The organism is Bifidobacterium reuteri DSM 23975 (assembly GCF_000741695.1).
GTDB lineage: Bacteria > Actinomycetota > Actinomycetes > Actinomycetales > Bifidobacteriaceae > Bifidobacterium > Bifidobacterium reuteri.
In genome coordinates this window covers 183,920-208,374 of the sequence record NZ_JGZK01000004.1, presented here as the reverse complement: position 1 = coordinate 208,374, position 24,455 = coordinate 183,920, and the positions used below count along the sequence as shown (strand labels likewise).

18 protein-coding genes are annotated in these 24,455 nt (G+C 58.9%); 9 read left to right on the top strand and 9 right to left on the bottom strand.

Annotated features, from left to right (window positions below; translation table 11 throughout):
- Nucleotides 1–757, top strand: a 757-nt coding sequence (locus BREU_RS05255) for a transposase (RefSeq protein WP_238567008.1), incomplete at its 5' end; no start/stop codon positions are given.
- Nucleotides 758–1,656: 899 nt separating this feature from the next.
- On the opposite strand, the gene pgm is transcribed toward BREU_RS05255, so the two are convergent.
- Both pgm and BREU_RS05245 read right to left on the bottom strand, forming a co-directional pair.
- On the bottom strand, nucleotides 1,657–3,333 hold the full coding sequence (gene pgm, locus BREU_RS05250; protein WP_044088932.1) for a phosphoglucomutase (alpha-D-glucose-1,6-bisphosphate-dependent): 1,677 nt from the start codon (nucleotides 3,331–3,333) through the stop codon (nucleotides 1,657–1,659).
- Nucleotides 3,334–3,697: 364 nt separating this feature from the next.
- Nucleotides 3,698–5,194, bottom strand: a complete 1,497-nt coding sequence (locus BREU_RS05245) for a sugar porter family MFS transporter (RefSeq protein WP_044088933.1) — start codon at nucleotides 5,192–5,194, stop codon at nucleotides 3,698–3,700.
- A 334-nt stretch (nucleotides 5,195–5,528) separates the two neighbouring features.
- Between BREU_RS05245 and BREU_RS05240 the strand changes: the two genes are divergently transcribed.
- The 4 genes from BREU_RS05240 to ptsP are packed head-to-tail and all read left to right on the top strand — an operon-like array spanning nucleotide 5,529 to nucleotide 10,820.
- Entirely contained in the window at nucleotides 5,529–7,664 is a 2,136-nt protein-coding gene (locus BREU_RS05240) for a glucose PTS transporter subunit IIA (protein WP_044088934.1), read from the top strand.
- Nucleotides 7,665–7,709: 45 nt separating this feature from the next.
- On the top strand, nucleotides 7,710–8,666 hold the full coding sequence (locus BREU_RS05235; protein ID WP_081886562.1) for a PRD domain-containing protein: 957 nt from the start codon (nucleotides 7,710–7,712) through the stop codon (nucleotides 8,664–8,666).
- Nucleotides 8,663–9,001, top strand: coding sequence for an HPr family phosphocarrier protein (locus tag BREU_RS11520; RefSeq protein WP_081886561.1), 339 nt, complete (start codon nucleotides 8,663–8,665; stop codon nucleotides 8,999–9,001). Before BREU_RS05235 ends, BREU_RS11520 begins: the two co-directional genes overlap by 4 nt.
- 13 nt (nucleotides 9,002–9,014) lie before the next feature.
- On the top strand, nucleotides 9,015–10,820 hold the full coding sequence (gene ptsP / locus BREU_RS05225; protein WP_238567007.1) for a phosphoenolpyruvate--protein phosphotransferase: 1,806 nt from the start codon (nucleotides 9,015–9,017) through the stop codon (nucleotides 10,818–10,820).
- Between the two features lie 61 nt (nucleotides 10,821–10,881).
- Here ptsP and BREU_RS05220 read toward each other — a convergent pair whose 3' ends face one another.
- The gene (locus tag BREU_RS05220) at nucleotides 10,882–12,066 is read right to left on the bottom strand and encodes a diacylglycerol/lipid kinase family protein (RefSeq protein WP_044088935.1); all 1,185 of its coding nucleotides are present in this window, start codon (nucleotides 12,064–12,066) and stop codon (nucleotides 10,882–10,884) included.
- A 218-nt stretch (nucleotides 12,067–12,284) separates the two neighbouring features.
- Here BREU_RS05220 and BREU_RS05215 point away from each other — a divergent pair, with 218 nt between their 5' ends.
- Entirely contained in the window at nucleotides 12,285–13,748 is a 1,464-nt protein-coding gene (locus BREU_RS05215) for a type I restriction-modification system subunit M (protein ID WP_044089039.1), read from the top strand.
- A 155-nt stretch (nucleotides 13,749–13,903) separates the two neighbouring features.
- Nucleotides 13,904–14,980, top strand: a complete 1,077-nt coding sequence (locus tag BREU_RS05210; protein WP_081886560.1) for a restriction endonuclease subunit S — start codon at nucleotides 13,904–13,906, stop codon at nucleotides 14,978–14,980.
- Between the two features lie 57 nt (nucleotides 14,981–15,037).
- Here BREU_RS05210 and BREU_RS05205 read toward each other — a convergent pair whose 3' ends face one another.
- From BREU_RS05205 to BREU_RS05180, 6 genes are all read right to left on the bottom strand, one after another.
- The gene (locus tag BREU_RS05205) at nucleotides 15,038–15,589 is read right to left on the bottom strand and encodes a hypothetical protein (RefSeq protein ID WP_044088936.1); all 552 of its coding nucleotides are present in this window, start codon (nucleotides 15,587–15,589) and stop codon (nucleotides 15,038–15,040) included.
- Between the two features lie 680 nt (nucleotides 15,590–16,269).
- On the bottom strand, nucleotides 16,270–16,671 hold the full coding sequence (locus tag BREU_RS05200) for a hypothetical protein (protein ID WP_044088937.1): 402 nt from the start codon (nucleotides 16,669–16,671) through the stop codon (nucleotides 16,270–16,272).
- Nucleotides 16,668–17,021: a hypothetical protein gene (locus BREU_RS05195; RefSeq protein ID WP_140463696.1), complete on the bottom strand. Its 354-nt coding sequence runs from the start codon at nucleotides 17,019–17,021 to the stop codon at nucleotides 16,668–16,670. Before BREU_RS05195 ends, BREU_RS05200 begins: the two co-directional genes overlap by 4 nt.
- Before the next feature lie 5 nt (nucleotides 17,022–17,026).
- The gene (locus tag BREU_RS05190) at nucleotides 17,027–17,479 is read right to left on the bottom strand and encodes a hypothetical protein (protein WP_044088939.1); all 453 of its coding nucleotides are present in this window, start codon (nucleotides 17,477–17,479) and stop codon (nucleotides 17,027–17,029) included.
- Nucleotide 17,480: 1 nt separating this feature from the next.
- The gene (locus BREU_RS05185; RefSeq protein WP_044088940.1) at nucleotides 17,481–18,173 is read right to left on the bottom strand and encodes a DUF4417 domain-containing protein; all 693 of its coding nucleotides are present in this window, start codon (nucleotides 18,171–18,173) and stop codon (nucleotides 17,481–17,483) included.
- A gap of 170 nt (nucleotides 18,174–18,343) precedes the next feature.
- Nucleotides 18,344–18,748 carry a hypothetical protein gene (locus BREU_RS05180; RefSeq protein ID WP_140463692.1) on the bottom strand — a complete coding sequence of 135 codons (405 nt, stop codon included), beginning with the start codon at nucleotides 18,746–18,748 and terminating at the stop codon, nucleotides 18,344–18,346.
- A 552-nt stretch (nucleotides 18,749–19,300) separates the two neighbouring features.
- Between BREU_RS05180 and BREU_RS05175 the strand changes: the two genes are divergently transcribed.
- Nucleotides 19,301–22,948, top strand: a complete 3,648-nt coding sequence (locus BREU_RS05175) for a DEAD/DEAH box helicase family protein (protein WP_044088942.1) — start codon at nucleotides 19,301–19,303, stop codon at nucleotides 22,946–22,948.
- A gap of 102 nt (nucleotides 22,949–23,050) precedes the next feature.
- Nucleotides 23,051–24,337: a serine--tRNA ligase gene (gene serS, locus BREU_RS05170; RefSeq protein ID WP_044088944.1), complete on the top strand. Its 1,287-nt coding sequence runs from the start codon at nucleotides 23,051–23,053 to the stop codon at nucleotides 24,335–24,337.
- Nucleotides 24,338–24,455: the final 118 nt, after the last annotated feature.

Sequence of the window (24,455 nt, the reverse complement as noted above, 5' to 3'; positions counted from 1 at the left end):
CACCGACGAGCAGCGCGCCTCCATCCGGGTCGTCACCGGCGACGGCGCGAAGTGGATCGACTCATGCGTTAGCCAGTGGTGCCCGAACGCCGAGCGCGTGCTCGACGGGTTCCACATCGTCAGCTGGATGACCGACGCGCTCGACAAGGTGAGGAAGCGCCTGTGGAACGACGCGAGGCGCGGCGGCGACCAGGAGGGCGTCAAGCGCATGCGCGGCGTCAAATACGCGGTCCTGAAGAACCCCGACCAATTGACCGACCGTCAGGACGAATCCCTCACCGCATTGGGAAACACGGATCCCAAGGGACAGCTCTACCGCGCCTGGCAGCTCAAGGAACTGTTGAGGAACCTGCTCAAACACCCCATCGGACAGGCCACCGCGGAACTCAAACGCTGGGTGTTCTGGGCGTCCCACAGCCGCATCCCCGAAATCGCCGAACTCTCCAAAAAGATCAGGAGACGCCGCCCCGACATCCTGCGCACCATCGAACTCGGGTACTCCAACGCCAGGCTCGAGGCGTTCAACAACCGCATCAAGGTCACCATCCGCATGGCCTACGGCTTCCACCACGTCGACAACCTCATCAGCCTGATCATGCTCCGATGCGGCGGCCTCGACATCCGACTACCCCCAACCCACCAACTAACCCACGAAAACAGCAGAAGCCTCCAATATATTAGTGAGACAGACCACCAGGTTTTGTCCCATACGGAATCACTTATAGTGTGGTGCAGCGCTGTACGATGTGGCCTGTGACTGCGGTGGGTGATGCTCGTGATGGGTGCGTGGCATATGACTGCGGTACGAAATCCTCAGAAAGCTCTTTTTAGCGTGTTGTGCACAAGAAGACGCGGTACGATGTGCGAAATCGCGTGTTTTTCGTGTATCGTACCGCAGGGTTGAGGGTGGTCGATTTTCGCTCATGCGCCAGAAACGGCTTGTTTCCGCGGTTTTTGAAACAGGCGTATTGTCTCGATACGGATTGAAAACGTTTGCTTCGGCTGTCGGGACACACTGCTGCGGTACAACAGCTCGAAAAACGTTGAATCGGCGCATCGTACCGCAAATGGCGTGTTGCGCGCGCGGCCGAGTGCGGAGAAAGGGGTGTGCGTCGCGTGCGTGGGGTGCTGTGCGTCGAGCGTTACGCGGTACGTATGGTGATGAGTTGTCGGCGGCTGTCGCCCGTCACGGTGAAATGGTCCGTGAAGGTGTTGGCTGGTTTCGGCGGAGGGACGACATCACCGATGCGTTGCGTGACGATCGGCTCAGTCAGGCCAAAACAAAAGGTTTGGCTCTGTTGAGCCAGAATCGACATGGGTTAATCAGCGAAAGTTCTGAATGGATTGATTTCCTGGGAAACCCCGCCCCACCAATTCGCCTCTTATGCCAAAGCTGGTTTAACAGAGCAAAGAGGTTTCCCGCGAGGAAGGCTTTGCTGGCACCCTCGCGAATCGCGCCGACGACGGCGCGCATGAACTCATCGACATAATGACGACTGTGATCCCTACATATGAGAAACCGCACCTCCAATCATTGAATCTGAATTACTTCAGTCCAACAATCGGGGTGCGGTTCAGGGTATCCGCAGGAAACCTTGCGGGACGAGGGGCGCGGACCGTGCATGACGCGCCATACGCGCTAGGCGCGCGTTACCATCACTCGCTCAGGGCCTTGTCGACCACGAGCTTGGCCTCGTCGAGCACCTTGTCCAGAGCCTCGGGGCTCTCGAAAGACTCGGCGTACACCTTGTAGATGTTCTCGGTGCCGGAAGGACGGGCGGCGAACCAGTTGTCCTTGGTGGTGACCTTCAGGCCGCCGATCTTGGCGTGGTTGCCCGGAGCCTCGGTCAGCTTGGCGGTGATGTCCTCGCCGGCGAGCTGGGTGGCGGTCACGTCGTCGCCGGTGAGCTTGGCGAACTTCTGCTTCTGCTCAAGGGTGGTCGGGGTGTCCACACGCTTGTACCAGGACTCGCCGAAGCGTGCCACCTGGTCCTTGTGCAGCTCGGCCGGGTTCTTGCCGGTCTTGGCGGTGATTTCCGCGGCCAGCAGGTCGGGGATCAGACCATCCTTGTCGGTGGTCCACACGCGGCCGTCCTTGCGCAGGAAGCTCATGCCGGAGCTTTCCTCGCCGCCGAACGCCACCTCGCCGGTGAACAGCGGGTCGACGAACCACTTGAAGCCGACCGGAACCTCGACCAGCTTGGCGTTGATGGAAGCGGCCACGCGGTCGATCAGGGAGGAGGAGACCAGCGTCTTGCCGATGCCGGCACCCTTCGGCCAATCCGGACGGTTGCCGCCGAACAGGTACTCAACGACCACGGCGATGTAATGGTTCGGGTTCATCACGCCCCAGTTCGGGCAGACGATGCCGTGACGGTCGGCGTCCGGGTCGGTGCCGCCGACCAGATCGTACTTGTCCCAAGCGCCGGCGTTGAGCTGGTCGACCAGGCCCTTCATCGCGTACGGGGAGGAGGGGTCCATGCGGATCTTGCCGTCGTGGTCGATGGTCATGAAGCGCCAGGTCGGGTCGACCTCAGGACGCACCACGCCGATGTTCAGGCCGTACTTCTCGTTGATGAGCGGCCAGTAGTTCACGGAGGCACCGCCCAGCGGGTCGATGCCCAGACGCACGCCGGAGTTGCGGATCACGTCGAAGTCGATGACGTTCGCCAGATCGTCGACGTAGTGCTCGCGGAAGTCGAAGCCCTCGACGTACTCGGACTTGATGGCCTCCTCGTAGGGCACGCGCTTGACCGACTTGTAATCGCCGAGCAGCTCGTTGGCGCGGGCGGCGATGGCGTTGGTGGTCTCGGCCGGGGCCGGGCCGCCGGTGACTGGGTCGTACTTGAAGCCACCGTCGGTGGGCGGGTTGTGGGACGGGGTGACAACGATGCCGTCGGCCAGACCTTCGCCCTCAAAGCGCTGGGTGCCGTCAGCCGCACGGTTGTGGGTCAGGATGGCCTGGGAGACCACAGGGGTGGGCACGAAGTCGTCGCGGGAGTCGATGCGCACGTGTACGCCGTTGGCGACCAGCACCTCGATGGCGGTCTTCTTGGCCGGGCCGGAGAGCGCGTGGGTGTCGGAGCCGAGGTACAGCGGGCCGGTCACGCCGGCCTTCTTGCGGTATTCGGCGATGGCCTGGGAGATGGCGATGATGTGGGCCTCGTTGAACGAGGTCTTCAGGGACGATCCACGGTGGCCGGAGGTGCCGAAGATGACACGCTGCTCGGGGACGGAGGGATCGGGGACGAGGTCATAGTACTTGCCGATGACCTCATCGACGTCAATCAGATCTGCTGGGGTGGCGGGAAGACCCGCATTTGTTGCTACCATGCCTCTTATTCTGCCACGTTTTCCGCAGTTTTGCGTGGATTTATGTTAAGAGTTGTCAACTTTTGTGCGAAAAAGGAAGAATCTTGCCTGCTGTTTGGCCAAAATTCATATCTCGTTGGGTTCCTGGGGCGCTGCGCGGGACATGCTTGAGGCATGGAATCGCGTGGAATCGCATGATTGACTGCAGATAACTGGCTTATGGACGGTGAAACCGCGCGGTCGTTACATGCCAACATTGGAAAAGCTGCTTTATGAGAATGGCCGACGCCGCGAAATCGCGAACGTCGGCCATTGCCTCAACGCATCATCAGAACGATCACTGCGATGACTGCAGTCATTGCAGTGATTGCAGTCATCGCGACCGTCAACGGCGGGTCATCTCCGCTTCGATCTCCTCCAGCGACTTGCCCTTGGTCTCCGGCACGAACCGCATGACGAACGGGATGGACAGCAGCGAGAACACGCCGAAGATGGCGAATGGGCCACCCACGTTGTTGCCGAATGCGGCAAGCAGCATGAGGAAGAACTGGGAGACGACGAAGTTGCCCAGCCAGTTGGCCGCCGAGCCGAAGGAGGAGCCGATGCCACGCACGGACAGCGGGAAGATCTCGCCGATGAGCACCCATGCGATCGGACCCCACGAGATGGCGAAACCGAGGATGTAGAAGGCGATGAGGATCATGGTCGGAATGGCGAGCACGGCCACGTCGCCCACGAAGTTCATCACGGCGAGAATGGCGAGCGAGACGGTCATCACCACGGAGCCGAAGATCAGCATCGTCTTGCGCGGGAACTTGTCCATGATCAGCGTGGCCACGATGGTAGAGACGAAGTTCACCACGCCGATGCCCACGGATACCCAGATCGCATCGTTTTCAGGGAAGCCGAAGCCCTTGATGAACACCTGCGGCAGGAAATAGATGACCGAGTTGATGCCCACGAGCTGCTGGAAGAGCATGATGCCCACGGCTGCCACCAACGCCGGACGCGCGATACGGAACAGTTCGCGCACGCCGCCCTTGGTGTCCTGCGCGGCCACGGCCTTGATTTCGTCAAGCTCGAGCTTCACCTGCGTCTGGTCGACGTCCTTGCGGATGAGGGTGAGCACCTTGAACGCGTTGCGCTCGTCGCCCTTGTTCACCAGGTAGCGCGGGGACTCCGGCAGCAGGATGCCGCCGATCAGCAGCAGAGCCGCCGGCACCAGTGCGGAGCCGAGCATCCAGCGCCAATCGCGCACGCCGAGCAGGTTGTGGCCGAGGAAACCGAGGTTGGAGGCGTAGGCGAGCAGGATGCCGAAGGTGATCATGAGCTGGAACAGCGTGGACAGTGAACCGCGGTGCTCCTTCGGCGCGAGTTCGGCGAGGTAGGCCGGTGTCAGTGCGGACGCCGCGCCGACGGCGAGGCCGAGGATGATGCGCGCGGCGACCATCATCAGGAAGCCGGTGGCCGAGGCGCACATGCCTGAACCGATCAGGAACAGGATGGCGGATACGATGAGCAGCTTCTTGCGGCCGAACCGGTCGGACAGTGCGCCGATGGACAGTGCGCCGGCGCACGAGCCGATCAGTACGGACGAAGTGATGAAACCGGTCTGGGAGACGCTCAGTGCGAAGTCGGATTCGATGAGCGGGGAGGCACCGGAGATGATGCCGGTATCGAAGCCGAACAGCATGCCGCCCAGCGCGCCGAACGTGAAGATGAACGAGCTGTTGAGCGGGAATCGAGACGAGAAGCCGCGGGATTCCATGGCCTCTATCGCTTCGATCGCGTTCGCCGCCTCGCTTGCCGCTTTGCTCGCCACGGCGTTGGTCGCGTCTGCCGTGGTCTGGGTCGATGTGGGTGATGATGCTGCCGTCGTCATTGTCCTGTTCCTTTCATCGTCATTGACAGTGCTTGCGTCCGCGGCTGCGCGTCATGTCGCGCCGTGCCGTGCGTCTGCGGCGTTGTGTGCTGCGAGCAGGAGCACATCATCGATGTACTTGGACAACAAAAAAGACCTGGAACAATGTGGAACCGGTATATCGCCATGGACAATAGCCCATAGGATACGCAAATTCCACATCGCTCCAGGTCTTGCCTCGTTTCCAAGTAACAACCCTGCTACGCAACGTGTGAAACATAGAATACGACGTTTTCGACCGCGACACTCCGAAGCGCGATACTGTGATGGCGTATGCGAGACAATGACGACAACCATGAGAGGAGTGGCCGTGGGAAATACTTCGATGGCGATGCGGATAGTCGAAGCCCTCGGCGGTCCAGACAATATCCGTGAGGTCACGCATTGCGCCACACGCCTGCGCATCGCGCTCGCAGACGAGGAGAAGGCCGACTTCGCCCGCGTTGAGGCCATCGATGGGGTGCTGGGTGCGTTCTCCCGTCCCGGCGGACGTTGCCAGATCGTCATCGGTGGCGCCGTGGCATCGGTGTATGAGGCGGTCGTGGCGGTACTGGCCTCGGCAGGCACCCCGGCGGCAGACACTCCGGCTCCCGGCGCCCCGGCGACCGATACGCCGGCGCATCGCCATTGGCCGAAGTCCACGTGCGCATGGGCGGGCGCTGTATTCGATTATGTGTCCGACGCATTCCGTCCGTTGCTCGGGGTGTTGCTCGGCGCATCGATGGTCATCGCTCTGGCCAATGTAATGGTGGCGTTCGGCGGTATGCCGGCCAGTGGCGCCGCACAGGAATGGAATCTGCTGAAGACGATATGGGAGGGCATGTTCATGCTGCTTCCGGTGATGATCGCCTACAACGCCTCCCGCAAGCTCAATGTCGACCCGTGGCTTGGCGGCGCGATCATGGCTGCCTTGATGGCGCCGCGCCTCGCCGGAATCACTGGCGGGGTCACCGCGTTCGGCGTGGTCCTCCCGATCCGCGATTATGGCGGGAACATCATCGTGCCGTTGCTGATGGCAGTCGCGCTCGCAATGGTATATCACGGGCTTTCACGGGTGATTGCCGGCAGCGTGCAGCTGGTGTTCGTGCCGTTCCTTTCGCTGGTGTCCGTCTATCTGCTCACGGTGCTGCTCATCGGTCCTTTCGGTGTGTGGATCGGCGATGTGTTGAGCGCGGGCACGGCTTGGTTGGACGCGCATGTGCCGTTCCTGTTCGCGTTGCTTATCCCGATGCTGTACCCGTTTTTGGTGCCGTTGGGCCTGCATTGGCCACTGAACGCCCTGATGCTCGTGAATATTCAGACACTGGGATATGACTTCGTGCAAGGTCCGATGGGCGTATGGAATTTCGCGTGCTTCGGAGCGACGGCGGGCGTGTTGGCGCTTGCCGTCCGCGACCGGGATTCGGCCATGCGTCAGACTGCGCTGAGCGCTTTGCTGGCGGGATTGCTGGGCGGTGTCTCGGAACTCAGCCTGTACGGTATTCATCTGCAGCATCGCCGCATCTATCGGTGGCTGCTTGCCGGGTGCGCGGCCGGAGGCGTGTCCAGTGCGGTGCTGGGAGGCCTGTTCCCCTCTGTGCTGCCGGACGGCCAGACCGTGCATGGGGTGACGACCACTGCCTTCGCCTTCTCATCGCTATTGACGATTCCCGTGTTCGACCGGGCATGGGTATATGCGTCGTCCATCGCGGTCGCGTTCGTGGTGGCGATGACGCTGGTGGTCGTATTCGATTACCGCACCCCGCAGGATGCCGGGCCCTCCGCGAAGCCGGGACGGTCAGCCGATGGCGTCGTGCATGATGCGCCGTCGCCGGATGGCCCGATACCAGGCGAGGGGCCAAGCGGTGCTGTGCCGGCTGATATGGATGCGGGAACATCCGGGATGCAGTCCTCCCATGCCGTACTGGCGCCGGTGGGCGGCACACTGGTCGGTCTGGATACCATTGGCGACCCGGTATTCGCCTCCAAGGCGTTGGGCGAAGGCATCGGTGTGATGCCGAGTGAGCGCGACGGCATGATGACGGTATGCGCGCCCGTTGCCGGTATGCTGAAAACCGTGTCCAGAACGGGGCATGCATTCGGCATCAAAACCGATGACAACGTCGAGGTGTTGGTGCACGTCGGTTTGGACACGGCCGATATGGATGGTGAAAGCTTCGTGCTGCAGGTAGGCAAAGGCGATGCAGTGCAGGAGGGTGAGCCGGTGATGCAGGTCGATCGCCATGCGGTTGCCGAGTCCGGCCGCAGCATGGTGGTTGTCGTGACCGTGGTGAACAGCGCTGCGATGACGTCGGTCACGCCATTGCTGACCGTCCCCGCGAGCGGGACGCCACTCGGCAGGGGAAACCTGAGCCAAGGGGAATCCGACATGTCGGAGCGTCAGACCAGAGCCGTGCGGGTCGGTGACCCTATCATCGATGTGGAGCGGTGACAATGATGCCGGAGAAGGCGATGCGGATGGTGAAAGGAGGATGCCATGGAGATACTGAGGGTCTTCAACAACAACGTCGTGTTGGCCAAAGACGGTAACGGCGGCGAAGTGATTCTCACGGGCCGTGGCTTGGGATTCCAGGCCAGACCGGGCCAATCGGTGGATGAATCGAAGATCGTGCGGACCTTCGTGCCGTCGGACGGCCGGGACCCGGACCATCTCGCGCAGATGCTGGCGGGCATCGCTCCGGAAACCATTCGCCTGGTGGTCGACGCCATGAAGGAGACCGGCCTGGACGAGCATCAGAGCGCAAGCGCCACGTTGGTGTTGGCGCTCTCCGACCATATCGCCGGCGCGGTTGAACGGCGACGGCGTGGCATCGATGTGGCCTACCCGCTGATTGGTGAGGTGCGCAACCTCTATCCGCGTGAGTATGAGCAGGGGCGGTCGCTGCTCGCCGCAATCAACTCTCGGCTTGACGCACCTTTGCCAGATGGCGAGGCGACCTCGCTGGCCATGCATCTGGTGAATGCCGGGTTCGCCACCGGCGACCTGACCTACACCTATACGATGACCGGCGTCATTCAGCAAATGCTGGACATCATCGAGAAGACGTACGGGCTGGTGTTGGATCGTGAGTCGGTGAACGTGGGTCGATTCATTACCCATCTGCGCTACCTGTTCATCCGAGTGCACCAGCACCGTCAGCTGGATGGCGAGCCGGCGCCCATCATCGAGGCGATCCGTGCCGCCTACCCCAAGGCCATACGTTGCGCGAGCACCATCCGATCCTTGCTGGAGCTGCGGCTCGACGCGGATATCAGCGAGGACGAAGTCGCCTATCTGGCGATGCACGTAGCCCGAGTCACCGCCGACGCAGAGCGGGCCGTCGCCGTGCCGGATGACGGGAGCCATGCCGGCGGCAGACAAGCCGAGGGCAGCATGGCCGATTACAGACAGCCCGATCGCAAGCAGAATAATCCCAGGCAGGAGGCGCGATGATCACCCGAACGGTAACGGTAGGCAGTGCCATGGGACTGCATGCGCGCCCGGCTGCCATGTTCGCCACTGCCGTGGAACAGACCGGGCTCGACGTGGTGCTACGGCATGGCGGCGAGGAAGCGGATGCCGCCAGCGCCTTGGATATCATGGCGCTCGGCATCGCCGGAGGGGAGACGGTGACCATCGGCGTCGATGAGGGGGAAACCGGTGCGGGCGGAGCGGGTGCCGCAGATGCCACGGATGTCGCTGGTGCCACTGCTGAGGACATCGAAGCGAAACTGGACGAGCTTGCCGCGCTGCTTTCCCGTGATTTCGATGCGGCTGATGGAGTCTGATGGGAGTCTTCTGATGTCGGGCGCACAGATGAATGGTGACGAACGTCGTGTATTGCGGGGCATCGGGGTTTCCTCCGGTGTGGCCAGCGGCCGCGTGCGACTGATGCATGAGCCGCCGGGCGTTGACGAGGGGGAGCCGGCATGCGCGGATCCACAGTTGGACATGATACGTGTACGTGCGGCGATGGCTGCCGTCGCTTCCTCGCTGAGGGAACGGTCCCTTCAAGCGGCTGATGACACGACCCGTGCCATGCTCGCGGCCAACGCACGATTGGCGGAGGATCGCGGCTTGGATAAAGCCATCATGAAGCACCTGTCGGCCGGCGATGGCGTGACTCATGCCGTGGCCAACGCCGTGGGCGAATACATCGAGCGTTTCGGCAAGGCCGGCGGCATGATGGCCGAACGAATCACCGATCTCGACGATATCCGCAGTCGCCTCATCGCCGAGTTGCGGGAATTGCCGAGCGCAGGGCCCCAGTGCGATGCCGTGAGCGATGCCATATGCGACATCCCGGTGATTCTCGTCGCCCGAGACCTGTCACCCGCCGATGCCGCCGCATTGGACCCCGCTGCAGTACGCGGACTGGTGCTGGAAGAGGGAGGAGCGACCGGCCATACCGCCATTCTGGCCGCCGAACGCGGCATCCCGGCCGTGGTGGGGGTGCATGGCGTGATGGAAGCGGCAGACGATGATACCCGGATTGTCCTGAACGGTGGCACCGGAGAGGTGATCATCAATCCCGATGCCGCCGACCTCTATCGTGCCGCCGGACGCGCCGCCCGGCGGAAGGCGTTGCTCCACGACAGTGCGTCCGGTGCCGCTGACGGTACTGCAGCCGGCGCTGCCGCTGGTGACGCCTTCGCCATGACCGCTGATGGATGTCGGATACTGCTGAATGCCAACGTCGGCACTCCGGCCGAAGCGGAGGAAGCAGCCCGGGCCGGCGTCGATGGCATCGGCTTGCTGCGTAGTGAATTCCTGTTCCTGAACCGTTCGCAGGCGCCGACGGAGGCGGAGCAGGCCGAAGCGTATACCCGGGCGGTCCAAGCGTTCGACGGCCGCCCGGTGGTGGTTCGCACGTTCGATGCCGGTGCCGATAAACCGCTTGCCTTCGCGCGAATCGGCGGTAACGAAACGCTGGCCGTGACCAATCCGGCGCTCGGTGTGCGGGGCATCCGCCTAGGCATGCTGCGCGAGGACCTTCTCGATACGCAGCTCGCGGCGCTCGCCAACGCATATCGGGCCTCGGGGCACAGTATTTCGGGGCACAGTCTGAAGGTGATGGCCCCGATGGCCACGACCGTGCAGGAGACGAAATGGTTCGTGGACAAAGCACATGCAGCCGGGCTGCCGCATGCCGGCATCATGATCGAAACGCCGGCCGCTGCCGTACAAGCCGCGTCATTGCTCGCAGTGGCGGATTTCGCGTCTATAGGCACTAACGATCTGGCGCAGTACACGATGGCCGCCGACCGGCTGGATGGTAGCCTGTCCGGCCTGCTCGACCCATGGCAGCCAGCCCTGCTGCGCATGATGCGGATGGCCGTCGAGGGCGGTCTGATGGCCGGGAAGCCGGTGGGTGTGTGCGGCGAAGCTGCGGGCGATCCTCTGCTGGCATTGGTGTTTGTGGGCTTCGGCATACGATCGTTGTCGATGGCATGGCGGAAAGCGGCCGCTGTACGGTCCGCGTTGCGGCTGCACAGTTTGGCTGATTGCCGGCGTATGGCACAAGCCGCGCTCGACGCGCGTTCGGCGATGGAAGCCCGTCAATCCGCGCTGTCGCTCGCCGACAGCAGGCTGCGTGATGTGCTGTGACTTCGGCAGTTTAACCGCGGAAGGCGCAAGTGGAGCGCTCGTGGGACGCTGACATGGGTTTTCAGCGGATTGGCTCGAGCAGCGCGGTGGTTTCGGCGAAATCGGCCGTGGCGTTCGCCGCCGCGATCTGTGCGGTCTTCTCCAAAGAGGAGAGCGTCGATGCCGGCACGCGGACAATAAGCGCGCGACGGTCCACGGAGAACCGGATATGACGGGTCTCCGGCAACATGTCGCCGTCCACCTGCGCCTTGGCCGGCTTCTCCAGTGTGATTTCAGCGGTAAGCCCCTGTATCTGCTCCACCGTCGAGTTCGTGGAGAGCGGGTTCTGTTCAGGCTTGCCGATGAGCGTCTGATGCACGACATCGCCGAACAGGTTCGCCCAACCGAGGATGCCGCCGGTGGTGTCGATGATTTCGAAGTCGAGGATACCGTCGTCATATGAGGCGGCCGGCATCAGGGAGAATACCGGGATCTGACCGCAATTTCCGGCCATGATTGTACGGAAGTCGAGATTGCGGATGGAATGCGAGGAGCCATCGGGGCTGGTGATGGTCAGATTGGCTCGGTATTTCGGGGCGAACAGGTTCTTGAACCCGCCCACGAAATAAGCGAGCCAGCTGATGTTGGCTTTCAGGGCGGGGTCGGTGTCGTCGATCATGGCCGCGTCGAAACCGATGCCTGCGATGATGAGGAACGCGTGCCCGTGGTCGTCCTCCGGATGGTCAAGCAGCCAGAGTCGCCCCATATCCACCAGACGTGAGCCGTGCGATGTGGCCACGGTGAGCGCGGCATCGACATCATCCACGGGAATGCCCATGTTGCGGGCGAACAGGTTGCCGGTGCCGATGGGGATGATGCCCAGCGCATGGCCGGTGCCGGAGACCGCGCTCGCGACAGTGCGTACCGTGCCGTCGCCACCCACCGCGATGACCACATCGGCGCCGTCCGCCAGTGCCTCCTTAGCGCATGCGCGGCCATCCTTGTCGAGCTGCGTGTCATAGAAACGAATACGGTTCAGGCCTTTGGAGCGGCAGAACTCCTGTATGTGCAACCGCTGCGTCGCTGCCTGCGGTTTGGAGGGGTTGATCACGAAAGCGTACTGCACCTCGTCGTCACGACGTTTCTCCAATGATTCCGCCAATTTGCGGCGGCGTCGCGCTCGCAGCACGAGTGCTACGGCGGCTATGGCCACGATCACGAGGATAACAACGGCGACGATGAGCGCGGTGACGACAGGCTGAGACATGACTCCTATTGTTAGCGTGACCGTGGGAATAAGCGGCGCAAGATGCGTGAACATGAACAGTTTGTGCACGTTGAACGAGTGTTGGATTGCCGGATGCGCGATGAATCAATGGGTGGTGTATGCCCTGATGCGATTGACGCCGCTCCCGAAGTATGGGCCTTGCGCTTCGTACGCAAGGAAGGCGTGGCCGCCCCAAATGCTTGGATAGTATGGGATGCATGCTTCAAAACGACGTGCGTAACACCATCGACCGTGTATGGGATGCCTTCTGGTCAGGTGGCATCTCCAACCCGCTTGAGGTGATCGAACAGATCACTTACCTGCTGTTCATGCGCCGCCTGGATATGAACCAGCAGCGTGCCGAGAAAAAGGCGAATCGCACGCATCAGCCCATCGAACACCCGATTTTCGCGGAAGACCAGCGCCATTTGCGCTGGAGCGTGTTCAGCGAACAGTCGCCGGAGGCCATGTATCGCACTGTTTCCGAAGAGGTGTTCCCGTTTCTGCGCTCGATGGGCGGTGAGGAATCCTCATACGCCGAGCAGATGAAGGACGCGCGCTTCACCATCCCCACGCCCATGCTGCTTGCCAAAACCGTGGACATGCTTTCCGAAATCGACCTGAGCAACACGGATATGAACGGCGACCTGTACGAGTACTTGCTCTCGAAAATTGCCAGTTCTGGCGTCAACGGCCAGTTCCGCACACCGAGGCATATCATCGAGCTGATGGTCGCGATGATGGAACCGGGTCCTCAGGATACGATCTGCGATCCCGCATGCGGTACGGCTGGATTCCTGGTGGCTGCCAGCGAACATGTGCGCGAGCATCATCCTGAGATATTGCGGGACCCCGCTTTGCGCGCCCGCTATGCGTCCGGCATGTTCCACGGCTACGATTTCGATCACACGATGCTGCGCATCGGCAGCATGAACCTGATGTTGCATGGTATTGACGATCCGAATGTGCATTACAAGGATTCACTGAGCGAAGCGGGTGATTCGGATGCGGGCAAGTATTCGCTGATTCTTGCGAATCCGCCGTTCTCCGGCAGCCTCGACTATGAGGCGACCAGCGCCGCATTGCTACGCGTGGTGAAGACCAAGAAGACTGAACTGCTGTTCCTCGCTCATTTCCTGCGCATGCTTGAGCCGGGTGGGCGCGCGGCGGTGATTGTGCCGGAAGGCGTACTGTTCGGCTCAACCACCGCGCACAAGAAGTTGCGCAGGATGCTGGTCGAAGAGCAGAAGCTGGCCGCGGTCATCAAGCTGCCGTCCGGTGTGTTCAAGCCGTACGCGGGCGTCAGCACGGCGATACTCGCCTTCACGAAAACCGATGCCGGCGGCACTGATGACGTCTGGTTTTATGACGTGCATGCGGACGGATACTCACTGGACGACAAGCGCTCGCCGATCGAAGCGAACGATCTGCCGGACGTGCTCGCTAGGTGGGAGCATCGAGGCGACGAGTCGGAGCGTTCGCGTGCGCGTACCGAACAGTCGTTTACCGTGCCGAAGGCGGAGATCGCGGCTCAGGATTATGACCTGAGCCTGAACCGGTACAAGGAAATCGAATACGAAGAGGAGGCGCATCGCGAGCCAGGGGAGATTCTGGACGAGATTGACTCGCTTGATTCCGGGATCGCGGCCGATATCGCGGCGCTTCGGGAGCTGCTCGCGTGATGGGTTTGATTTTGGCTGTTTCTGAAATGGGCGTGTTTTCGGCTCCCTCTGATGAGGAACTGTCGCGCGAAGCGTGACTGAGGGAGAGACCTCCTTCTGCGGCGTTCGCGGTGGCGGCCGCTCGGTAGCGTTGTCATGGTGCGAAAGGTGAATTGATGACGGATATGGTCAAGTTGGGCGATGTACTCCGGCCTTGGAAAGACATGGTTCAGGTTAAGGACACTCGTTCTGTGCCATTGATTTCAGTGAAACTTTATGGCCAAGGCGCTGTTCGCCGTGAGATTGGCGATGGAAAAGCTCCTAAACCATTCACTGGTAATCGCGGACGCGCCGGGCAGTTTGTGTTTTCGCGTATTTGGGCACGTCGTGGTGCAATGGCATTGCTTCCGTCATCTCTTGATGGGGTAGTGGTGACTAATGAATTTCCGTTGTTTGATATCGATCAAAATAGATTGGAACCCAGATACCTTTCGTATTTGGTGCAGACAAAAGCTTTTTTGGACGAGCTTGAGCGTGTTAGCGCTGGTGCGTCTGGACAAAATCGAGTTAAGGAATCCGCATTCCTTAATATCGCAGTGCAACTGCCGCCGCTTGATGAGCAGCGACGGATTGTAGCGATTCTTGACCGGGTCGATGCCATCCGCGCCAAGCGCCGCCGCATGCTTGCCGATTTTGACGAACTCAAAGGTTCGGTTTACCTGGACATGTTTAATGATGATGACATTGAGAGGCGTTCATTCGGTGAATTGTTCAACGTTCGCAGCGGTCAATTTCTTCCTGCAAAATCACAACATGATGGTCCGTATGCTGTGTATGGCGGCAACGGTATTAACGGTCGTCACGACAGATATACATTAGAAAAACCTGAAATCGTCATTGGACGGGTTGGAGCAAATTGTGGAGCGGTGCATATCACGGAGCCTAAATCATGGGTAACCGATAATGCTTTGGTGTTGTCACAGCTTCATGATGACTACGATATGACTTGCTTGGCGATGATTCTCGACAAGGCTAAATTGAACCAATATGCTGCGAAATCTGGCCAGCCGTCTATTTCAATGAATCGTATTAGTACTGTGATGATTCCCCTCCCGCCCATCTCCCTCCAACGCGAATTTGCGCGACGGGTGGAGGCGATTGCGGCGGCGCGGGCGAAGGTCGAGCGGGCGCTCGCGTTGGATGACGAGTTGTTCGCATCCCTCCAGTCCCGCGCCTTCCGCGGCGAACTGTGAGCGGACGAGATGTATCGCGATTGCTGATAGCGTATGACGGCATCTCGATTCATAACATCATAGTGTGATGATGCGTCTCTCCACGGTGATGGGTTCGCCCTCTTCGGCCCAATCGGACTCGACCTGTTCGATGGGACGTAAGGCGTTTTGATAATCCTCGTCGCGGATTACGGTGATTTGTTCATCGAAGTGCCATCCTCGCAGGAACGCGATATCGCCTTCGGTCGTGTGCATCACCACCGCCATGGACAGGCGGATATCATACTGGTCCTCGGGTAGCGAGATGTGGTCGTCGACTATGTTTATTCCGGTTACGGAACCCTGCAGTGGGTATTTCATCGGGGTCTCTCCCATGACGAACTGTCGGAACGGTTCGCCCGTTGCCATTCTCCGGCAGACAAAGCGGGAGATGTCTTCGACACCTCCGAAGTAGGCCGTGGGTTCCTCCTCGTTGATGAGTTCGATGCGTTGCGCATCGGTGGTGATAAGAAGGTTGTCATACGTTTCCTGTGTGTTCTCCAAGCGCTCGCATTCGAGAGAGACTAGTCGCTGACCGATCATCGATTCCAGGATCACACGCATCTCAGGTGTGAACGTGATGTCTACCATAGTGTTGCCTCCATGACGAAGTGGATTTTCTGTGGTTCGGCTGATTCGGCTGATTCGGCTGGGCGGTGCGGCTGGGGTGTGGGACGAAAAGTGGGTGTTTTGCACCATATCTTGCAGTTGTGTGTACCGGCGGCTGGAGATCGGGTGAAAACGGGCGGCTTGCGTCGTGTCAGCGGTGTTGCATAATGGCGGAATTGCAACGATCGTGGAGTTCCTGCCCGTCAGCCTTGCCGATGTGCGCGCGGCTGGCGGTACACACAACTGCAAGATATGCCCGAGAATAGGCACCGCGTGCCGCATCTGGGGGATTACCTCCGGTCGCTGACAGACGCAACCGTCACTCATGCCAATGCGAACGTGCCATGTCTCTGGCCGGTTGCAGTACCTCGATTACCGTCCGTAGGCCGTGCTGCTCGGTGGAATTCTTCAATCGCGGTGTTGCTTCTTGTTCTATTTGTTCTATTTGTTCTATTTCGTATCATATATAGGGCTTACTATCATTGGAATTGCAACGATAGTAAGCCATCGTGATTCGTTGGGCGAGTTTGTTCTATGGATTGTCTATTTGTTATATAGACAGATGTGGGGCCGAGAGCATGGATTATGCCAACATCTACCGTCAGCGTCTGATTGAAGACCACATCATCACATCTCCGGCGCATTCTTGTGGTTCTCTTCCATTAGTCAATGCGGCATGTAATACCGTTCATCATTACTGCGGTGCGGAATGCTTCGATGCTTCGGCTGGAAAACCTTCGATAATGTGGATTGCCGCACTTCGGGCGATCATTATGGATGACGAGCTCCTCGACGTGCTGGTATTTCATCCGCTCCACGAAAGCGTCCATGGTGTCTTTGGTTTGCGCGTGTGTGTCAAGCCAGCTTGCATTGACGTGGCGCACGACGACGCCCCGTTCGGCGTCCCATAGATTGTATGGTTCTCCGAACGGAATTTCGTCGGCGGAGGGATCAGACGCGGTGGAATCAACCGGCTGCGAGTGGCAGCCTGTTTTCGCCGCAACGACATCCGTCAGATACTGATACCAGCATTCCTTCGATTTCTTTCCCGACTCTGTCGTCAAAACACCAGCTCCATGAAGGTGTGGTGCTTTTGCGCCAGCTGTAAGGCCTCAATCAAGGTATGCAGGCCGTTGCGTTCGATGGAGTTGTCGCTCTTTTCCAACGCGGTCTGAGCCATCAGTAGTGCCGTGGCAACATGTTCTGCAGGTAGCTCCTCGTCTTCGTATTCGTCAATGATGATATGGAAAGCGAAGTTATAAGCATCCCACAGCGGATTGAGTGCCTCATATTCGACTCTTCTCAACTCGAACGATGCGCAATGCCGATCATTGAAATCCGCATACTGCATATCCTGTTCCCCTTGCTCGTCCAACGGTACAAACAGGTTGTATCCCTCGTTGATATCGGTCATCACAATCACATCCATCCCTTCATTCCCGGGCGTTTCTTGATACGGAAGTGCGTTAAATGCATGACTGACTCCTTGTCACGGCGTTCCAACTTGCCGTTGACAAGGAGATGCCGGACATCATTGCCATTCAAATCCACGAAGACGCGCCTCTTCTTCGGGAAATGCGCAATATCCTGAATCCTCAAATAGCCGCCTGCAACGTCAGCAAGAATCTCGTATTGGCCACGTGGATCAACGAAGTGGACCTTGACCCCTGACTTCTTTGGTTCAGAACCGGGAGCAAATCTCGCGATTACCTCGTTGATATCGACTTCCTGCCAGTTTTGTTTGTACAATGTCGTTCGCTCTTTGCCGCGCGCCAGTGCATGGGCCAGAATGCCATCTCCGTGGAGAAGCCGTTCTGCGGCTTCGGCTCGTTGTTCGGCTGCCGCATTGGAATAGTATGATTTCACATCCATGTCATGCCACCTTTCCAATCTGGGTGGCGGCATATGAACGGTGACGGTACTCACGCCATAGCTTGTATGGGATGCCGAGTTTGTCCATAAGCATCCGGTTCTGTTCCAACAGTGGTCCATAAATCAACAGGAGCTGCGGATCGGTAATCAAAACCTTTGTCCGTAACATAATCTCGCCATAGTCCTTATCTTGCTTGGTGCCGTGTGAACAGCCAAGGGTACCGACTGCGAACATAGCGTTTCTCGGGTATGCGTTTAGAGCAGGCAATGTGGACTGGTCGCCGATTCGCCAGTTAGGGATGATGCGTACTCCGTGCAGTCCGAGCCAGATGGTGGCCATCATGCCGAGTGTGATGTTGAACCGCTGAAGCTCGGGATCCATGCCGATGCGGGGACTCAGATCGAATCCTGCGACCGCGAGAAAGCGCTTGTATTCAGGCAGGTCCTGTTTTAAACGGAACAGGCGACGGTACAGGAACTCGTCATCCAAGTACATGACAATGATTGTGTTCGCAGGGTTTTCGGCCTTGTTCCGGTTCCTCCAGTCAATCATCTCGCTGATATCGTTCGGATTACAGCCAAGCATGATGTGCTCGGGGAATATGGGATAGCCGTCCTTGGTGAATGTGATGCCGGAGGCCAATAGCTCCGCACAAAGATATGCGAAAACATCAAATAGGGTATGTTGACCCATGATCATCCTTTCTGAAAAGAAAAGCAACAAATGTAAACATTCCGCTTCAGAAAGGAAGATGACGTGAGATAATGTGCATGCAGGTGACACAGATTCTTTTGTCATCTTCCAGCGCGACGAATTATTGGCGTAATTCGTCGCGCTTTCCTTCGGCGTGTAATAACAGCGGACTAATCCGCTGGTTCATCCCTCCTTCCTATTTCTGCTGAATCGTCAAGATCGAAAACCATCGCATGGTCATCTGGGAAGAATTGGCCGGTGATTTTGTGTCCGGCTTGCTCCAGGTCCCATTTCGTGAGTCCTTGGATTGACTCTTTGAGGTCCGTGTTGTTCCAGCGCACCCCAGCGCGGGCTGTGCGTCCCTTGCGTAGGAATGGGCGCGCTCCTTCGTCTCCTGTTTCACATGGAACAATTGCCAGCCTATGGTTGGCTTTGTCGATAAGTACCTGGACGTATTCGGGGGAGCCGAGTTTTTCGATGGCTGTCTTATTGAAACTCACTCCGTCTTTGGTGACTGACATACTGGATACCCCAGTGACGAACGGTACCACGTCGAATGAATCCAGCAATCCCATGGCCAACTCCAATCTGTTCGCTCATTTGTTCTAATGGCAGTATATACCAGATGCGGATCATTTGCGTGTGCCATTGGGTTTGTTTGTGTGGATAAATAGTGTCTATTGCTTCGCTTAATGCGTGTTTCTTTTTTGTTTTTGATTCGCTTTTGTGCTTGGTGGGCCATTGTTACTGCGGTCCCGATTATATTGGGGCACCATCTTCTACAAGACTGACAGGGTGTGCATGAAGTTATCCACATAGGTGGAAATTGGTTATACACAATGATGGGTGGAATTGTGTATAGCCTACGTGCTGAAAACTGGATCTAACGCATTGCTCGATGTGCTGGAGACGGCTGAGATGCTTGTTTCGCTATTCTATGGTGATATTGAGTTTGGTAAGTGTTCGAGCAATATGTAGACGGTAGTGGAATCCGATGCGGAGCCATGCGCTATCTTCGCATCTTTCTTACGGAGCTGCATCTTCCTGCGTGCGTAATGCGAGTATTTCTGCGTCGTTGCATACACTGGAGTACATCAGCACGGCGGCTTGATTGAAGGGATGGTCACATGGGCAACTTTGACTTCGTCAAGGACGTGTTTCCGAACATCGCCGACGATTGCGCCAGGGCGGAGTCGTATATCTCCTCTGATCCGCTTGCCTCATGCGTATACGCGCGTCGTGCCATCGACAACCTTGTGGAATACCTCTATTACGATGTGCTGGGTCTGCCGCAGCCGTACCATGACGATCTTTCCGGACGTATCCATAATCCGGACTTTATGCGGCATGTCGATCGTGTGATTATCTCCAAGCTTGACATCATTCGCAGGAACGGCAATGCCGCGGCGCACGAGGATAATCCGAACATCAACTCGCAGACCGCTCTCACCATCGTACGGGAGCTGTTCCATGTGGTGATTTGGGCCGGCTACAACATGACCGCACACTACGATAAGGTGCCGGTCACCGCGCAATTCGATCCCGCGCTGGCCAAGCAATCGATGGCGCTCAATCCCGTGCAATTCAAGATGTTGCTGCGGCGCACCAAGCAGGAGCGTGGCGAACACGCGCGAGCCATCGCCGAGCGTGACGCGAAACTTGCGGCCAAAGACTCGCAGATGCTGCAACTGCAAGCAGAACTGGAGACTTTGCGCGCACAAATCAAAGCGGCTCAACAGGCCAATACGGTGGCTGACGCGCATGATTACCACTATAAGGAAGACGAGACGCGTGCTCTTCTCATCGACCAACTGCTCGCGGAACAAGGTTGGCGATTGGACGAAGCGCGTGACCGCGAATACCAAGTGGAGGGCATGCCGCCTACCGCTGACAATCCCAGCGGCATAGGATACGCGGATTACGTGTTGTGGGGCGACGATGGTTTGCCGCTCGCTGTGATTGAGGCGAAACGTACATCCGTCAGCCCTCTCGTTGGCCAGCAGCAGGCCAAGCAATACGCGGATTGTCTGGAACGGCAGTACGGACAGCGGCCGGTCATCTTCACTACCAACGGCTATGAGACGCAGATCTGGGATGATAAGGGCGGCTATCCGCCTCGTGATGTGCAGGGATTCTATAAGAAAGAGGAACTGCAGCGGCTGATCGAACGCCGGAAATCGCGACATGCGCTGTCGAACTATCCGTTTGATGCCAAAGCGGATTTGATCGCCGGACGTGCGTATCAGAAAGCCGCCATTCGTGCGGTGGATGAGGCGTTCGACCGGTATCAGCGCGACGCCCTGCTCGTCATGGCCACAGGAACCGGTAAAACCCGTGTGGTGATCTCTTTGGTGCACCAGCTCATGGAAGCCGGGTGGGTGAAGAACGTGCTGTTCCTTGCCGATAGAACCGCGCTCGTCAATCAGGCGGAGAATGCGTTCAAAAATCCGCAAACCGGGCTTGGGGGCAGCGTCCCCGTGGTCAATTTGCTGTCTGATTCGGACAAAAAGGCAAGCGGCCGTATTTATCTGAGCACCTATCCGACCATGATGAACCTCATCAATGCGCGCGCCGCGGATGAATCTGCGGCGGGTAGTGTGGGTTCTGCGACGGTTAAGCCGCTGAAATTCGGACCGGGATTCTTCGATCTGGTGATTGTCGACGAAGCGCACCGATCGGTGTACGCGAAATACGGGTTCCTGTTCGACTATTTCGATTCATTGCTTGTCGGCCTCACCGCCACCCCGCGCAACGAAATCGACCGCAACACGTATCGCCTGTTCCATCTCGAATACGACGAACACACCGGCGGCGTGCCAACGTTCGCCTACGATCTCGACCAAGCGGTACGGGACGGATTCCTCGTGCCGCCGAAGGTGCTATCGGTAAGTACCAAGTTCATGGATCGCGGCATCTCCTACGACGAATTAAGCCCTGAGGAGCAGGCGCAATGGGATTCGCGCGATTGGGATGAAACCGGTGAGATTCCCGATTCGGTGAGTGCCAACGACGTGAATCGTGTGCTGTTCAACGCCGACACCATAGATAAAGTACTCGGCGTGCTGATGCAGCGCGGGTTGAAAGTCAACGATGGGGATACGCTCGGCAAGACCATCATTTTCGCGCGCAATCAGCGCCATGCCGAGGCCATCAAATCCAGATTCGATCTGAACTGGCCCGAATACCACGGCACGTTCGCGCGAATCATCACCCATGCCACACGCAACGCGCAGCAGTTGATCGATGATTTCTCCGATCCGGCGAATGATCCACGGATCGCCATCAGCGTGGACATGCTCGACACCGGTGTTGATGTGCCGGAGGTGGTGAATCTCGTCTTCTTCAAGCCGGTGATGAGCCGCACCAAATACTGGCAGATGCTCGGACGAGGCACGAGACTGTGCGTTGACCTGTATGGTCCGGGACGAGATAAAACCGGTTTTCTGGTTATCGACTGCTGCGACAACGTTGAGTATTTCAATCAGCAGTTGCCCGAATCGGATGGATATACGGGCCGCTCCATATCCGAGCGTATCTGTTTGGCACGGTTGGCGCTGCTGGAGACATTGGACGCGGACGGTTCCGATGGTTCAACCGGCTCAGGTGGCTTACCGTCTCGGTTGCTGGAGCCATTTGGCGGATCGTCGGAGGATTGCGCGCAATATCGTGCCGGTTTGGCCATCGGCCTGCACGCCATGGTGAGCGGCATGGATCCGGACGGGAATGTATTGGTGCGCCCGCATCGCAAAATCATTGAGACTGCCGCGGATACCGCATGGTGGCAACGCCTGACACGGGAGAAAGCAGCTCTGGCTTCTGGACTGGCGGGGCTGCCGTCTTCCATCCATATCGCGGAAGACGGTGGCAATGATGCTGCCGCCAAACGTTTCGATTTTTACATGTATACGTATGAACTTGCCGTATTACGGGCCGGTGCCAAACGTGCTGGTGTTGAGTCCGGATATGGCGTCGCCGCGCCGACGATGGATGTTGCCGCAATCAAACGCATCGTACAGGCCGATGCCGATGCCCTACGCAATCCCAAGAATCTCAACCTTCCCGATGTCGCGGAATGCGCCGATCTCATCGAATCGATCGTCGATGACGACTGGTGGCGGGACGTAACCGTGCCGATGCTGGAAACCGCACGCAAACGGCTGCGCGGCATCATGAAATACGCGGCTGGTGCGCGGCGCAACGTTGTGTTTACCGACTTCGAGGACGAGATCATAGTGGAAAGCGGCGCTGCGCTGGTTCCCGGAGGCGATGCCGCCGATGTGGATATGAAACGTCTCAAAGAGAAGGCCACGGCGTTCCTGAAAGGACTTGACAATAATATCGTGCTTGCCCGCGTACGGATGGGGCGTCAGCTTACCGAACTGGACTTGACGGAGCTGGAGCGCATGCTGATCGAGAACGGGATCGGCGATCAGGGCGCCTTTGACATGGCGGCCGAACAAAGCGGTGGGTTCGGACTGTTCATTCGTTCGCTGGTCGGAATGGAACCGGCCGCGGTGCAGGCGGCGTTCGCGAAGTTCCTTGACGGGTCGCGGTACAACGCGCGGCAGATCGAATTCGTCAATATGATCGTGCGAGAACTCACGGCCAACGGGGTAATGAGTGCGGCGCGACTGTATGAGCCGCCATTTTCCGACATTTCCGGCAGCGGTCCCGAGGAATTGTTCCACGATGAGCGGGATGTGGATGACATTTGCGCCATTCTGGATGGTGTGCGTCTCAGCGCAATACCGCGGCCACGGAGAAAGCAGGCCTGATCGACGTTCGTTTTTCGTTTTGATTCCGGCATTCGATATGGACGATGGTGCCACCCGGATAGTAGGCGCCGCGTGTCGGCTTGCGGCGGTAGTGTTGGGCGCATGCTTGATATTCAATTCATTCGTGAACACGCCGATATCGTCAAGGAATCCCAGCGTAAGCGCGGCGAGTCCGTGGAACTCGTCGATGAGGTGCTCTCCTCCGACACCACCCGTCGTGAATCGCTGAAGGCCTTCGAGGAGGCCCGCGCCCAGCAGAAGGAAATCGGCAAGAAGGTGGCCGCTGCGCCTGCCGACGAGAAGGCCAAGCTTATCGCCCAGACCAAGGAGCTGGCCGCCAAGGTCGCCGAATACAAGGCGGAGGCCGATTCCGCGGCCGAGGAATACACCACCGCCATGTGGAAGCTGTCCAACATCGTCGAGCCCGAGGCTCCCGAAGGCGGCGAAGACGATTACGTGGTCGTCAAGAAGGTCGGCCAGATCCGTGACTTCGCAGCCGAAGGCTTCGAGCCGAAGGACCATCTGACTCTTGGCACCGAGGTCGCGGGCATCGACATGCGTCGTGGCGTCAAGGTCGGCGGCTCCCGCTTCTACTTCCTGCGCGGCGCGGTTGCGCGCATGCAAATCGCCATGCTGACCATGGCCGTCGACCAGGCGGAGCAGCACGGCTTCGTGCTCGCCATCACCCCGACGCTGGTGCGTCCCGAGGTCATGGCCGGCACCGGTTTCCTCAACTCCCACGCCGATGAGATCTACCGCCTGCGCGAGCCCGACGACCAGTACCTCGTCGGCACGTCCGAAGTGGCACTCGCCGGCATGCACGAGAACGAGATCCTCGACCTGTCCGATGGTCCGCTGCGTTACTGCGGCTGGTCGTCCTGCTACCGCCGCGAAGCCGGTGCCGCCGGCAAGGATACGTCCGGCATCATCCGCGTGCACCAGTTCGACAAGGTAGAGATGTTCGTGTACGCCAAGCAGGAGAACTCCTATGCTGAGCACCAGCACCTGCTCGAGATGGAGCAGGAGATGCTCGCCAAGGTCGAAGTGCCGTACCGCATCATCGACACCGCCGCCGGCGACCTTGGCTCCTCCGCCGCCCGCAAGTTCGACTGCGAGGCATGGGTGCCGACCCAGGGCCGCTATCGCGAGCTCACCTCCACCTCCAACTGCACCGAGTACCAGGCTCGCCGTCTCAACATCCGCGAGCGCACGGAAGACGGTTCCACCCGTCCGGTCTCCACGCTCAACGGCACGCTGGCCACCACCCGTTGGCTGGTCGCCATCCTCGAGAACCACCAGCAGAAGGACGGCTCCATCGAGATCCCGAAGGCCATGCGCCCCTACATGGGCGGTCGCGAGGTCATTGAGCCGACCAAGTGGGAAGCCTGATTCGTCAGGCATGTCGCCAATGTGCGTCACACGGCTGCGCAATGTGTGCTGCATATTGACCGGCAATCGCAGAAGATTCCATATTCCATACAATCCCAGAAGATGAGTGCATGTACTC

Excerpts from the sequence above, each read along its gene's own strand:
- BREU_RS05205 (WP_044088936.1), bottom strand. The coding sequence starts at position 15,589 with ATGGTAGACATCACGTTCACACCTGAGATGCGTGTGATCCTGGAATCG.
- BREU_RS05215 (WP_044089039.1), top strand. The coding sequence starts at position 12,285 with ATGCTTCAAAACGACGTGCGTAACACCATCGACCGTGTATGGGATGCC.
- BREU_RS05180 (WP_140463692.1), bottom strand. The coding sequence starts at position 18,748 with ATGGGATTGCTGGATTCATTCGACGTGGTACCGTTCGTCACTGGGGTA.
- BREU_RS05220 (WP_044088935.1), bottom strand. The coding sequence starts at position 12,066 with ATGTCTCAGCCTGTCGTCACCGCGCTCATCGTCGCCGTTGTTATCCTC.
- pgm (WP_044088932.1), bottom strand. The coding sequence starts at position 3,333 with ATGGTAGCAACAAATGCGGGTCTTCCCGCCACCCCAGCAGATCTGATT.
- BREU_RS05235 (WP_081886562.1), top strand. The coding sequence starts at position 7,710 with ATGGAGATACTGAGGGTCTTCAACAACAACGTCGTGTTGGCCAAAGAC.
- BREU_RS05190 (WP_044088939.1), bottom strand. The coding sequence starts at position 17,479 with ATGGATGTGAAATCATACTATTCCAATGCGGCAGCCGAACAACGAGCC.
- serS (WP_044088944.1), top strand. The coding sequence starts at position 23,051 with ATGCTTGATATTCAATTCATTCGTGAACACGCCGATATCGTCAAGGAA.
- BREU_RS05185 (WP_044088940.1), bottom strand. The coding sequence starts at position 18,173 with ATGGGTCAACATACCCTATTTGATGTTTTCGCATATCTTTGTGCGGAG.
- BREU_RS11520 (WP_081886561.1), top strand. The coding sequence starts at position 8,663 with ATGATCACCCGAACGGTAACGGTAGGCAGTGCCATGGGACTGCATGCG.
- ptsP (WP_238567007.1), top strand. The coding sequence starts at position 9,015 with ATGTCGGGCGCACAGATGAATGGTGACGAACGTCGTGTATTGCGGGGC.
- BREU_RS05245 (WP_044088933.1), bottom strand. The coding sequence starts at position 5,194 with ATGACGACGGCAGCATCATCACCCACATCGACCCAGACCACGGCAGAC.
- BREU_RS05240 (WP_044088934.1), top strand. The coding sequence starts at position 5,529 with ATGAGAGGAGTGGCCGTGGGAAATACTTCGATGGCGATGCGGATAGTC.
- BREU_RS05210 (WP_081886560.1), top strand. The coding sequence starts at position 13,904 with ATGACGGATATGGTCAAGTTGGGCGATGTACTCCGGCCTTGGAAAGAC.
- BREU_RS05195 (WP_140463696.1), bottom strand. The coding sequence starts at position 17,021 with ATGACCGATATCAACGAGGGATACAACCTGTTTGTACCGTTGGACGAG.
- BREU_RS05175 (WP_044088942.1), top strand. The coding sequence starts at position 19,301 with ATGGGCAACTTTGACTTCGTCAAGGACGTGTTTCCGAACATCGCCGAC.